Origin of the sequence: Saccharibacillus sp. CPCC 101409 (genome assembly GCF_030518235.1) — a bacterium.
Lineage (GTDB): Bacteria > Bacillota > Bacilli > Paenibacillales > Paenibacillaceae > Saccharibacillus.
Genome location: NZ_JAULSA010000004.1, coordinates 271240 through 284305, shown reverse-complemented (window position 1 = coordinate 284305; position 13066 = coordinate 271240). Strand labels below are relative to the sequence as shown.

Sequence of the window (13066 nt, the reverse complement as noted above, 5' to 3'; positions counted from 1 at the left end):
CGCCGAACGAGACGCTTGTCGGGAAGAAAGAGCATACAGGGAAGCTGCGACGTTCCGGCGGCCGGATGCCGCCGGAACACAAGGAGACGCCGTGCCTGCAAGAAGCGGCCGGGTATCGGGAGCGACGGTTCGCCGGGGGCCGACGCTTTTGTCGGCGCCGGGCGGGGCCGCGCCGCGGACGAGCGCGGATCGGCTGGCCGATCTGGCGGTCGAAGCGCTGATCGACGAAGCGCTGCTGACGCCCAAGCCGGGGCTGGTGGACGCCCGCGATATGGACGCGGAGCTGATGATCCGCTCGGCGCGCTCGCTGCGCGCGGGCTTTGAAGCCATGGCCCGGGCCGCGCAAGGACGGCGGCCCGGGCAGGAACTGCGCGAGGAGCTGGCGGCTATCGGCCGCGCGGCCGAAGCGGCGATGCTGGAAGCGACGGGCGGCGTCAATACGCACCGCGGCGCGATCTGGGCGCTCGGCCTGATTACGGCCGCCGCATCGATCGAAGGACCGGCCGCCGAAGCCGGCACGGTGTTGGACACGGCCGGACGCATCGCGGTCTTTGCCGACCGCGCCGCGCCGGCTTCGGCGTCGAACGGCTCGAAGGCCGCGCGGCGCTACGGCGTACACGGCGCGCGCGAGGAAGCGCAGGCGGGCTTTCCGCATGTGGCCCGCCTCGGTCTGCCCGCGCTGCGGGCGGCCCGGGAGAAGGGAGCGGGCGAGACCTGCGCCCGCCTGGACGCGCTGCTGGCCGTTATGTCGCAGCTTGGCGACACCTGCCTGCTGCACCGCGGCGGGCGCGCGGCGCTCGAAGCCGCGCAGGCCGGAGCGGCCGATATTCTGGCCGCCGGCGGCACGGCGGCACGCGGCGGAATGGAGCGGCTGCGCAAATTGGACCGGCGGCTGGTCGGCCTGGGCGTATCGCCCGGCGGCTCGGCCGACCTGCTGGCGGCCGCGCTGTATACGGACCGGATCTGCCGCTGATTCCGCGGCCGGCCGAACGCAAAAAGAGAAACTTGCGGGATAAGACCGATTGGAATGGAAAGGCTTGTCTTGCGTGGACATCGCGGATTTTCGTTCGTCTGCACCGCATCTGTTTCAAGCGTCGATCCGAACCTTTTGTTGGAACGGGACGTTGGGGGTAAAGCGGTGTTTATTTTCGATTTGGAGGTGCTTCGTTTTGGAAACGATCATGTATGAATATGCGGCCGAGCGCTCGCTTACGAACAGCGCGCATATCGGCGTCGCGGCTTCGGGCGATCTGGAACTGCTGCTGGAACCGTCGGAGAATCGATCGGCCAGCGTGAAGATCCGCACGACCGCAAACGGATTCGAAGATATTTGGAAAGCCGTGTTCGATCGTTTTTTCGCGCGGTATCCGATAGCGGTCAAACTTGAAATCAACGATTTCGGCGCGACGCCGGGAGTCGTCAATTTGCGTCTGGCACAGGCGATGGAGGTTCTCGAACATGACAACTGATCCGGAAATTCAAGCGGCGCGGCGGAGCTATATCGAATTGAGCGGCCGCGAGCGCGCCCGCGCCGTGCTGGACGCCGGCACGTTCCGGGAACTGGTCGGGCCGTTCGACCGGATGGAATCGCCGCATCTGCCGCTGCAGGGCATCGTGCCGCAGAGCGACGACGGGGTGATTGTCGCCCGCGGCGCGATCGACGGGGAACCGGCGATTGTGATCTCGCTGGAAAGCAAATTCCAGGGCGGCGGCATCGGCGAAGTAGGCGGCGCCAAGATCGCGGGCGCGCTGGAGCTGACGCTGCGCGACCGGGAAAACGGGATTCCGACCCGGCCGGTGCTGCTGCTGGAAACCGGCGGCGTTCGGCTGCAGGAAGGCAATTACGGGCTGCTGGCGATCGCGGAGATCGGGGCCGCGATCGTGGCGCTGCGTCCGCATGTGCCGGTCGTGAGCGTGATCTCGGGCATGATCGGCTGCTACGGCGGCATGTCCATCTGCGCGGCGGGACTGTCGAGCCGTCTGATTATGACCCGTCAGGGCCGGCTGCAGCTGAACGGATCGGAAGTCATCGAGCAGGAAGCGGGCATCGCCGAATTGGATGCGGCGGACAAACCGCTCATCTGGTCGCTGACCGGCGGCGCGCAGCGCGTCGCGGCGGGCTTTGCCGATGTTCTGGCCGAAGACGATATTCCGGAGATCGCGCAGGCGATCCGCTCCGCTTTCGAAGCCGGCGCGCCGGCGGAGAACCGCAGCGCTCGCGTCGAATTCTATCGCGGCCTGCTGGCGGCGGTCGATCCACGGGCGCGTTTGACGCCGGAAGAGTTTCGCGAGTTGTTCCGCCGGGCGTCGGAAGGATCGCCGGAGCGGAATGAGCAATCGCCGCCGGAGCGGCCGGAATCCCGGCAGGATCGGCGGGAACAGGACGAAGCGCCGCAGAGCGCGCAAACTGCGCGCACGCGAGGCCGCATCTGGTTCGAGCGGCTGAGCGGCCGGGAAGATTCGCCGGCGGCCGGCGGCGTTCCGTCGGTCTTGTGCGCCGACGGCGAACTGGACGGCGAAGCGGCGCGCTTCGTTTCGGTCGTGCCGAACCCGGCCAACCGCTTCGAACGGGCGGTCCGCGGCGAAGTCGGCCTGGACGAAGGCTGGGCCGTCGCGCAGGTTGTGCGCGAAGCTGTCGAAGACGACAAAGACTCCGACCGCAAGCGCGCGATCGTCGCGATCGTCGACGTGCCGAGCCAGGCTTACGGCTACCGCGAAGAACTGATGGGCATTCATCTGGCCTGCGCGGCGGCCGTCGACGCTTACGCTTCGGCCCGGCTGGCCGGGCATCCGGTCGTGGCGCTGATCGTCGGAAACGCGATCTCCGGCGCTTTCCTCGCGCACGGCATGCAGGCAAGCCGCCTGATCGCGTTCGAAGACGACGACGTGACCGTGCAGGTCATGTCCAAGCCGTCCGCGGCGCGGATTACGCGCCGCACGATCGAGCAGCTCAACGAAGCGGCGGAGAAAGTGCCGGGCGCGGCTTACGACGTGCGCTCGTTCGCCAGGCTGGGCGCGCTGCACGAGCTGCTGCCGGGCATCGATGCCGGCAGCCCCGGCGCGGAAGATCTCGCCGCGGTAACGCGCAGCGTCAAAGCGGCGATCGAAGACGCCCGCAAAGGTCCGCGAGACCTGAGCTCGCGGCTGGCTTCGGAAGCGGCGGGCGCGGGGCGCGCCGCTTCGATCGAAGTCCGCCGGCGTCTGGCGGACCAATGGAAGGGCTGAGCGGCGCGGGCCGGGCGCCGCTGGACGCGCAGCCGCACGATCTGCTGCGGCTGCGCGCAGGGGAGCTCCCGGAAGCGGAAGCGGGAGCTCCCCTGCCGGGCTGGGCGCGGCGCGCATTGGAGCGCGCGCCGTGGGTGGTGGTCCGGCGCGGCTGCGCGGCGCCGGGGGGCCTTGCGGTCGGCATTCGCGGCGAAGCTCGCCGCGAGCGGCTGGCCGCCCGGGTCCGGCCGGAGCAGACGGCCGGACGCGTCACGCCGTACGAGCTGGCGGAGCGGCGCGTATGGCGCGGTCTGCCGCGGCTCGGCGAGATCGCGGCGCTGCGCGCGCTGGACGCGGCGGCCGATCATTGGGATCGGCTTGGGCTGGTCTGGGGGCCCGCCGGCGGCGCGGGCTTCGAGCTGGCGACCGGAACCCCGGTCTGCCGGCCGTCCAGCGACCTCGACGTCGTCGTGCTGCTAAGCGGGCGCATCGCGCCCGAAGAAGCCCGGCGGATTCTGGACGTGCCGGGCCGGGGAGCGGAAGACTCGCGTTTGGACGTGCAGGGGCTGTCGCCGCGCGGCGGCTTCGCGCTGGCGGAATATGCGCGCGGCGGCAGCGTACTGCTCAAGACCGCGCAGGGGCCGAAGCTGACGGCCGATCCGTGGGAAGCCTGAATAGTAAGCGAGTACGCGCATACGCGCACGCGGATTGTCGGGAAACGATTGGATGTAAATATAGATGTAAATATAATAGGTAAGTTCGATTGGAAGGAAAGATGGGGGGAAAGGCCGGAGAACTAAAGCGAGCGGCAGGACGAATGTAAAATAGCTGCGTATAGCGCCTTATTCAGGCTTAATCTTACGTTTTCGAGAAAATAACGGCGCTCATACAACTATTTCGAGCTTTTTCGCTTCGATTCGGCCTTTGGCTCCCGAATAGCTGCACCTGCGTCGCTATTTGCAGAAATCGAAGCTTTTCGCCCCAAATAAGTGTACCTGTGCCGCTATTTTCCGTTGGAAACCCTATCCGGCTTTCTCGGCAGCCTGAGTACGCGCATACGCGCACGCATGCTTATTTTCCGGTTATTAACACGGGCCGACCGGTTCAATCCCGAGCACGTCGTAACAGCACTTTATTTGACTTGGACGATCCGAATTACTTAATTTAAACGGCTTACATGACTTGACTTGAATGGTTTGAATCACTTGATTCGAACGGCTCGAATGATTTGACTCGAACGCGACTTGATCCGATAACGTAGAGTAGATCGGGCGTTAATTCGATAAACTTACTTCCGAACCGCAAAAGAAAGGAGAAATCGCCATGGGCGTTATGTTCTTATTTCCCGGCCAGGGCGGGCAGCGCGAAGGGATGCTGCGCGAGCTGCCGGAGCATCGCGAGGTGGAGCGGACGCTGGAGGAAGCGAGCGATACGCTCGGCCGCGATATCCACGAATTCGAGACCGCCGAAGCGCTGCGCACGACGGACAATGTCCAGATCTGCCTGTGTACGGCGGGCGTCGCCGTTTCCCGGCTGCTGGAAGCCGAGGGAGCGCGGCCGGACTTCGTCGGCGGCCATTCCGCCGGCGCTTTCGCCGCGGCCGTATCGTGCGGCTCGCTGGACTTCGCCGACGCGCTGCGGCTGGTCCGGCTGCGCGGCCGGCGGATGCGGTCCGCTTATCCGTCCGGCTACGGCATGGGCGTGGTCACCGGGCTCGTCCGCCGGCAGGTGGAAGCCGTGCTGTCCGCGGCGAAGCTGCCGGTCTATATCGCGAACCTGAACGCGCCGACCCAGATCGCGCTGGCCGGAGAGCTGACGGCTCTGGATGCCGTGCTCGAAGCCTGCAAAGCCAAAGGCGCGAACCGCGCTTCTCGGCTGAATATGAGCGTGCCTTCGCACTGCGAGCTGCTCCGCCCGGCGGCGCAGGCGCTGGAAGAAGCGCTCGATTCCGTCGAAGTCCGCGATCCGTCCGTGCCTTACGCCGGCAATTACAAAGGCCGCGCGCTGCGCACCGCCGCGCTCGTGCGCGAAGATCTGGCGCGGAATATCGCGCATACCGTACGCTGGCACGAAGTCGTCACGCTGTTCTACGAACTGGGCGCGCGTCTTTTCCTGGAGATGCCGCCGGGCCAGGCGCTGACCGGGCTGGCCCGCGCCGCGTTCCCGGACGCCAGAGCCGAAGCGCTGTCGGTTACCCGGACGGACAACGCGGCGCTGCTGGCTCGCCGGGAGCGGGAACGCCGGGCATAACGTTGCCGCCGTCGGGCGCGGCCGGCGCTCAAGCGCCTGTGCCGATGCCGATTGGGCTGTGCGGCCGGAATTGCGCCGCTCCGTAACGAAGAACCTTCAACGCCGCGGCGAACGCGGTTGACGAAGGTTCTTTTTGTGCTTGCTGCGCTTGTCTCGGCCCGCGCGGCCGAGCGCGGAAACTTTCCGCGATTTGGCGGCGAAGCTCCGTTCCTTTACAATAAGTAAAACGGCCTTCGGCCGGTAGAATGCCAATCGCAAAGGAGCGAATCAGAATGGAACAAGCTTATCGCAGAACCCCGCAGCACAAGATCGATTCCGGCTTCGGCCTCCGAAGCACGGCGGCGCAGGTGCTCGCGGGCATCGACCTGTCCGGCAAACTGGCTCTTGTCACGGGCGGCTATTCCGGTCTCGGTCTGGAAACGACCAAAGCGCTTGTCAATGCCGGCGCGCGCGTGATCGTGCCGGCCCGGCGTCCGGAAGCGGCCGAAGAAGCGCTGTCCGGTATCGCAAACGTTGAGGTGGGGCGGCTCGACCTGTCCGATTTAGGCAGCGTCAAAGACTTTGCGGAGAAGATGCTGGAGCGCGGCGCCAGTATCGATCTGGCGATCTTGAACGCCGGCGTGATGGCCAGCCCGGAAACGCGCGTCGGTCCGGGCTGGGAGCTGCAATTCGCGACCAACCACCTGGGGCATTTCGCGCTGATCAACCGGCTGTGGCCGCTGCTGACTGCGGGCGAAGGCGCGCGCGTGGTCGCGACTTCGTCGACGGGCCATCATTTTTCGCCAATCCGTTGGGACAATCTGAACTTCGAAGGCAATTACCGCAAGTTCGAAGCTTACGGCCAGTCCAAAACGGCCAATTCGCTGTTCGCGGTAGAGCTGGACCGGCGCGGCGCGGAGCAGGGCGTTCGCGCTTTCGCCGCGCATCCGGGCGGTATCCTCACTCCGCTCCAGCGCCATCTCAGCCGGGAAGAAATGGTGGAGCTGAAGTGGGTCGACGAAGAAGGCAACGGCATCAATCCGGGCTTCAAAACGCCGGAGCAGGGCGCGGCGACCCAGGTCTGGGCGGCGACCTCTCCGCAGTTGGCCGGCAAAGGCGGCGTGTACTGCGAGGACTGCGATATCGCCGAGCCCGCGCCGGAAGACGGCCCGCGCGTCGGCGTCAAAGATTACGCGGTCGATCCCGAAGAAGCGAAGCGGCTGTGGGAACTGTCGGAGCGCCTGACCGGAACGAGCGGAGCGTAACCGCCGTAAGGGTTCGAGTCCGGCGTTAAGAGCAGGTTTTTGTTTGTCGAGTCGAAGAATCTTCGAAACTCCGCGTAAACGGAGAGCGAAGGTTCTTTTTGATAAGGGATATATAAAAGCAAAGCGGCGATTGCGCGGCAGCCCATCATCGAAAAGGAGGAGAAGCGTCTTGACGAATCCGGCAGCGCCCGAACCGACCGGCAGGCTGTACACTTCGAACCTGCCGGGACTGAAAAAGCTGAATACGCAGGCCGACCGGCTGCTGATTACGCGAGCGGGCGCGGAGATTTCGAACGTCGAACCCCTCCGCGCGCTGTCTCCTTCGCCGGACCTGTTCCATACGTATCTCGACGAGTGGAAAGACCGCCCGTACAAAAGCTGGTGGTCCGAGTACGAGCGGCGCTTCCGGCGGGAATTGGAGAGCGAAGAGAAGCTGAAAGCTTTGCGGGACGTATACAAAAGGCTGCTGCGGGGGCAAGATGCCGTTTTGATCTGCTTCTGCAAAGACCACCGCTACTGCCACCGCCGGTTGGTCGGGGAATTTTTCGCGGAGTACGGCGTCCGGGCCGAAGAACTGAATCCGGTGACGGTGGAGCAAATCGATCTGTTTTGAGCGGGGCCGCGCCGCTGACGATTGGGTTTTTCCTAATCGGGAAGCGTTAGTCTACCGGGACGGATTGAAAAAAATCCATCGGAATTCGCTTCGTTCGTCCCCGTTCCTTTAAAATCTTTTTATAGAATTATATACATATAATGAGTATAATTTAAAAATTCGGAACAAAAAAACTTATAATTCCTATGAGCAAACTCGGAAAAAAGTCTTGCTTTTATGAATCTGCTTGCTATATCATATTTCTATTGTCATACAAAAAGTAACCGCTTAGGGGGAACCACGAAATGAAATCCAAAAATTTACTTCTGTCGCTCGTTCTGGCCGCTACGGCCGTACTGGCGAGCGCGTGCGGCGGAGGCGGAAATACGGCTGAAACAACCAAACCCGCCGAAAGCTCGGCGGCAGCCGATGAAGGACAGCCGAAAGACGGCGGGAGCATCATCATCGCCGTTCAGGACGATCCGAAAGTGCTCAACCCGATCTATGCCGGCGACCGCGTAACGCTGACGATCGACCAATCGTTGTACGCGCCGCTGTTTACGATTACGGACGGCAAGAAAGAGTATGTGCTGGCGGACAGCGACAGCTTCTCCGACGATCACCTGACCTATACGCTCAAGCTTAAAGACGGGCTGAAATGGCACGACGGGCAGCCGATCACGGCCGACGATGTCGTGTTTACGATGGACAGCATTCTGGATGAGAATCAGCACAGTTCTTCGCGCGACCAGTTCGTGCTCGACGGCAAGCCGGTCAAAGTTACTAAAGTGGACGACCTGACCGTTCAGTTTGTACTGCCGGAAGTTTCGGCGGCGTTCGAAGGCGGACTGGCGGGGCTGTCCCCGATTCCGAAGCACGTGTTCGAAGGCGAAAAAGATATCGAGAAAAGCGAAAAAAACAACAACCCGATCGGCTCGGGACCGTTCAAGTTTAAAGAGTACCGCGCAGGCGAATACGTGACGCTGGAACGCTTCGACGATTATTTTGCCGGCAAAGCTCATCTGGACAGCGTAACCTACCGGATCGCCAAAGACCCCAACGCGGCCAATCTGGCGCTCGAGAACGGCGAAATTCAAATGAGAATGGTGGACACGCAGGACTACAACCGTTTGGAGCAGACCGGCAAGTTCAACCTGGAAATCTATCCGGAAGGCCGCTTGCAGTATATGGTGTTCAACCTGAACGTTCCGTCGATGCAAAAGAAAGAAGTGCGCCAGGCAATCGCGTACGCGCTCGACAAGAACGAGCTGATTACCGCTTCGTATTCGTCCGGAGACTTTGCGGAGCCGGCGGCTTCGATCCTGACGCCGGATACGCTGTACCACACGGACGACGTGCAGACGTACGATTACAATGCCGAGAAAGCCAAGCAGCTGCTGGCCGACGCGGGCGTAAGCGGATTGAAGCTGCGTCTGGCTTACACCAATACGAATAAGCCGCAGACCAGCCAGGCGCTCTATATTCAGCAGAAGCTGAAAGAAGTAGGCATCGAGATCGAACTGCTGCCTATGGATGGCACGGCGTACGGCAACAAGACGCTGGACATGAACAACAAAGACTTCGAATTGTCGTTCGGCGGTTATATCATGGGAGCCGAACCCGATGCTTACAAATCGCTGTTCCTGAGCGACGCGGCCTACAACTACTCACACTATAAGGATGCCGACTTCGACGCTCTTTGGAGCAAGGGAGCGGTCGAGATCGATACCGCCAAGCGAGAGGAGCTGTATAAGCAGATTCAACAGAAGGTCGCCGACGAGATGACGGTATATCCGATCGCTTACACCAAAGCGATCGTGGCGATCGACAACACGTACGGCGGCGTGGAAGAAGCGCAGCCGAAGCCGGTCGTTATGCTCGCAGATCTGTCGAAGCTGTATAAAAAATAATAGCCGTAAACCAATAACGCCGGCCGCGAGGCCGGCGTTCATTCGGAGGTACCCACTTGAACAATTATATCATCCGGCGAATCGTACAAGCGATTCCGCTTCTGTTCGTGATTTCAATCGTTTCGTTCAGTCTTATCAAGCTGGCGCCGGGAGATCCGGTTCTGTCTTTCGTCACGCCCGATATGGGCGCGGACGACGTGGCTAGAATCCGGCAGAGCATGGGCCTGGATCAACCGGCTTATGTCCAGTATTTCGCCTGGTTCAAAAACGTGCTTACAGGCGATCTGGGATACTCGCTGGTCAGCCATCGCCCGGTCTCCACAATGATTTTGGAGCGCATTCCGGCTACGTTCGGCCTGATGGGCGCATCTTTGCTGCTTTCGCTTCTGTTCGCTCTTCCTCTGAGCATGCTGGCCGGCGCCAAGCAAAACAGTATTCCCGACCGCATTCTCAGCCTGCTGTCGTATATCGGGATCTCGATTCCGAGCTTCTGGTTCTCGATGATGCTGATCTACCTGTTTGCGGTCGAGTTTCACTGGCTGCCGAGCATGGGGATGCGCACGATCGGCGTGGACTCGATCTGGGATATTCTCAAGCACGGCATCCTGCCGTGTACGGTTTTGACCTTTATCAACGTTTCGGTCTATATGCGTTATATCCGTTCCAATACGATCAGCCAGCTGGAAGAGGATTACGTTCAAATTCAGTATGCTTACGGAGCTTCGACCGGCACGGTGCTGCTGCGCCATGTGTTCAAAAACGTGATTCTTCCCGTCGTTACCATTCTCGGTATGTCCCTGCCCGAGCTGATTGCCGGCGCGTTTATCACGGAGTCGGTATTCTCGTGGCCGGGCATGGGATCGCTGGGCATTACGGCGGTCCACGGTTTGGACTATCCGGTTATTATGGGCATTACCATGATCTCTTCCATTTTGCTTGTTATCGGCAATCTGGCCGCCGATATTCTCTACGGCGCGGTAGATCCCAGAATCAAGACGACGGGGTGAATAAACAATGAATACGATGCGTTTGCGCCATCTGCGCTCGCAGTTTCGACAGCAAAAAACGGGCGTTGCCGCCCTGGTCATATTAACGGTGTTCGTGCTGGTGTCGCTGTTTGCTTTTCTCGTGCCGCACGATCCGAACCTGATCGTCGTGATGGAGAGACTTCAACCTCCGAGCGCGCAGCACTGGTTCGGCACCGACGATTACGGGCGGGATTATCTGGCCCGTGCGCTGTACGGCGGAAGGGTATCGCTGGCCGTCGGCTTTCTGTCGATGGCGATTGCCGTGTGCGTCGGGACGATCGTCGGCACGGCGAGCGGCTACTTTGGCGGCTGGGTGGACAACGTGCTGATGCGGATCGTCGATGTGCTGATGTCGATTCCTTCCTTTTTCCTGATGCTGATCTTGAACGCTTATCTCAAGCCGGGGATCGGGACGATCATTCTGATTATAGGAGCGTTGAGCTGGATGAATATCGCGCGAATCGTCCGGGCGGAAGCCATGTCGATCAAACAGCGTGAGTATGTGCTGTACGCGCGCGTTTCCGGGCAAGCCCCTTCGCGCATTATCGCCAAGCATATTATTCCGAACGTGATGCCGACCATCATTGTATCGGCCACGATCAATATCGCGTCCGCGATACTGATGGAATCTTCGCTCAGCTTTCTCGGACTTGGGGTCAAGCAGCCGAATTCGTCCTGGGGCAGTATGCTCAACGACGCACAGGGCTTTATCGTCGATGCGCCTTATATGGCCGTTTTCCCGGGACTGTTTATTCTACTGACCGTTTTGTCGTTCAACTTTCTGGGCGACGTGTTCCGCGCGGCTTTCGAACCCAAAGCGAACAAGCGCTGACGCGAATGCGTATCTATCGTAAGCACAAGAAACAAATCGAGGTGAACCAGCATGACGGACTTATTGAACGTCGAAAATTTGCGTACGGTGTTTGAAACCGGCGAAGGAACGGTACAGGCGGTGCGCGGCGTCAGCTTCTCGGTTCGAGCCGGCGAGGTTGTGGGTCTGGTCGGCGAATCCGGAAGCGGCAAAAGCGTGACCGCGCGCTCTTTGATCCGGCTGATCCAGCCGCCGGGACGGATCGCGGCAGGAAAGATCGAATTCGATGGGGAAGATCTGCTCGGCAAAACGGAAAAAGAGCTGCGCGGCATTCGGGGCAATCGGATCTCGATGATATTCCAGGACCCGATGACCTCGCTGAATCCCGTCGTCAGGGTAGGTCGGCAGATGACGGAAGTCATCCGGCGGCACCGGAAATTAGGAAAGGAAGAAGCGCGTAAAACCGCGATCGAACTGCTGCGTCAGGTCGGCATTCCGTCGCCGGAAACGCGCATCGACCAGTACCCGCACGAATTCAGCGGCGGGATGCGGCAGCGCGTCATGATCGCAATGGCACTGTCCTGCAAACCGCAGCTGCTGATTGCGGACGAGCCGACTACGGCGCTGGATGTGACTGTACAGGCGCAGATTCTGCACTTAATCCGCGAGCTTAAAGACAGCACGCGCACGGCCGTACTCATGATTACGCACGATCTGGGCGTGGTGGCCCAGATCTGCTCGCGCGTTGTGGTCATGTACGGCGGCCTGATTATGGAAGAAGGGCCCGTCGAACGGATCTTTGCCGCGCCCCGGCATCCTTATACGCAGGGGCTGCTGCGCTCGATTCCCAGACCGGGCACAGAAGAAGGCAAACAGCGTCTGACGGCGATCGAAGGCACGCCGCCGAATCTGGCCGATCCGCCGCCGGGCTGTCCGTTCCGCGAACGCTGTCCGCACGCGATGGAAGTCTGCGCGCAGATGCCGCATTATACGGAAACCGAGCTCGGGCACAGGGCGCTGTGCTGGCTGCTGGATAACTCCCGGCAGACGGAAGCATCCGCCGTGCCGGAGAAAGGGGCGAGAGTATGAACGGAAACATCGGGGAGACGGCAGACAATCGCGAAGTCCTGCTGAACGTGCGCGGATTGAAAAAGTATTTTCCGATCCGGGGAGATCAAAGAAAAAGCGTGGTAAAAGCGGTGGACGATGTCAGTTTCCATATCCGTCGCGGCGAAACGTTTGGGCTGGTGGGCGAATCCGGCTGTGGCAAATCGACCACCGGGCGCAGTATTGTGCGTTTGCACGACGTGACGGAAGGAAGCATCGAATTCGGCGGTGTCGACGTGGCGCGTATGAGCGAACGTCAGCTCAAACCTTTTCGCCAACGGATGCAGGCTATTTTCCAGGATCCGTATTCTTCGCTGAATCCGGGCATGAACGTGCTTCAGATTATCAGCGAGCCGATGGAGATTCACCGCTTCGGAAGCCGGACCGAGATCCGCGAACGTACGCTCGATTTTCTCGAACGCGTCGGGTTGAAAGCCGCGCATGCCGAGCGGTATCCGCACGAATTCAGCGGCGGGCAGCGTCAACGGATCGGGATTGCGCGAGCATTGTCGGTCAATCCGGAGTTTATTCTGTGCGATGAACCGCTGTCGGCGCTGGATGTGTCGGTTCAGGCGCAGGTCGTGAATATGCTGGAAGACTTTCAGGCCGAATTCGGCCTGACATACCTGTTTATCGCGCACGACCTGTCGATGGTGCGCCATATTTCGGACCGGATCGGCGTCATGTACAAAGGCCGGCTGGTCGAGGTAGCGCCGAGCGAGGAATTGTATCGCAATCCGGCGCATCCGTATACTCGGGCGCTGTTGGCCGCGATCCCGGTGCCCGATCCGAAAGTACGGCAGGGCATGCCGCCAATCTACAGCGAGTCCGAAGAATGCGGGGAGCGGGAAGAATGGATCGAAATTGCGCCGGAGCATTTTGTATCCGCGCGCCGGGACCGGATTTAGGCCGTTCGGGTC

Annotated in this window: 12 protein-coding genes; all 12 read left to right on the top strand. The window is 61.2% G+C overall.

Going from position 1 to position 13066, the window contains the following annotated elements:
* The first annotated feature begins 91 nt into the window (after window positions 1–91).
* The 12 genes from QWJ34_RS11590 to QWJ34_RS11535 all read left to right on the top strand — a co-directional run bounded on the left by QWJ34_RS11590 (window position 92) and on the right by QWJ34_RS11535 (window position 13054).
* A complete protein-coding gene (locus tag QWJ34_RS11590; RefSeq protein WP_302727877.1) occupies window positions 92–973 on the top strand; it encodes a triphosphoribosyl-dephospho-CoA synthase in 882 nt (293 codons plus the stop codon).
* Between the two features lie 196 nt (window positions 974–1169).
* Window positions 1170–1469 (top strand): malonate decarboxylase subunit delta, encoded by a 300-nt coding sequence (locus tag QWJ34_RS11585; protein WP_302727876.1) that lies wholly within the window; start codon window positions 1170–1172, stop codon window positions 1467–1469.
* Complete coding sequence (locus QWJ34_RS11580) at window positions 1459–3225, top strand: biotin-independent malonate decarboxylase subunit beta (RefSeq protein WP_302727874.1); 1767 nt, start codon at window positions 1459–1461, stop codon at window positions 3223–3225. The genes QWJ34_RS11585 and QWJ34_RS11580 overlap by 11 nt, the downstream gene beginning before the upstream one ends.
* Window positions 3213–3878 (top strand): malonate decarboxylase holo-ACP synthase, encoded by a 666-nt coding sequence (locus QWJ34_RS11575; protein ID WP_302727872.1) that lies wholly within the window; start codon window positions 3213–3215, stop codon window positions 3876–3878. Before QWJ34_RS11580 ends, QWJ34_RS11575 begins: the two co-directional genes overlap by 13 nt.
* A gap of 649 nt (window positions 3879–4527) precedes the next feature.
* Window positions 4528–5454, top strand: coding sequence for a malonate decarboxylase subunit epsilon (gene mdcH / locus QWJ34_RS11570; protein ID WP_302727870.1), 927 nt, complete (start codon window positions 4528–4530; stop codon window positions 5452–5454).
* Window positions 5455–5726: 272 nt separating this feature from the next.
* On the top strand, window positions 5727–6698 hold the full coding sequence (locus tag QWJ34_RS11565; protein WP_302727868.1) for an SDR family NAD(P)-dependent oxidoreductase: 972 nt from the start codon (window positions 5727–5729) through the stop codon (window positions 6696–6698).
* 169 nt (window positions 6699–6867) lie between these two features.
* Window positions 6868–7311 carry a DUF488 domain-containing protein gene (locus QWJ34_RS11560; protein WP_302727866.1) on the top strand — a complete coding sequence of 148 codons (444 nt, stop codon included), beginning with the start codon at window positions 6868–6870 and terminating at the stop codon, window positions 7309–7311.
* Window positions 7312–7595: 284 nt separating this feature from the next.
* Window positions 7596–9200 carry an ABC transporter substrate-binding protein gene (locus QWJ34_RS11555; protein ID WP_302727864.1) on the top strand — a complete coding sequence of 535 codons (1605 nt, stop codon included), beginning with the start codon at window positions 7596–7598 and terminating at the stop codon, window positions 9198–9200.
* Window positions 9201–9256: 56 nt separating this feature from the next.
* Entirely contained in the window at window positions 9257–10207 is a 951-nt protein-coding gene (locus tag QWJ34_RS11550; RefSeq protein WP_302727863.1) for an ABC transporter permease, read from the top strand.
* 7 nt (window positions 10208–10214) lie between these two features.
* Window positions 10215–11060: an ABC transporter permease gene (locus QWJ34_RS11545; RefSeq protein WP_302727862.1), complete on the top strand. Its 846-nt coding sequence runs from the start codon at window positions 10215–10217 to the stop codon at window positions 11058–11060.
* Window positions 11061–11111: 51 nt separating this feature from the next.
* The gene (locus QWJ34_RS11540) at window positions 11112–12128 is read left to right on the top strand and encodes an ABC transporter ATP-binding protein (protein WP_302727860.1); all 1017 of its coding nucleotides are present in this window, start codon (window positions 11112–11114) and stop codon (window positions 12126–12128) included.
* Window positions 12125–13054 (top strand): ABC transporter ATP-binding protein, encoded by a 930-nt coding sequence (locus QWJ34_RS11535; RefSeq protein ID WP_302727858.1) that lies wholly within the window; start codon window positions 12125–12127, stop codon window positions 13052–13054. The genes QWJ34_RS11540 and QWJ34_RS11535 overlap by 4 nt, the downstream gene beginning before the upstream one ends.
* Window positions 13055–13066: the final 12 nt, after the last annotated feature.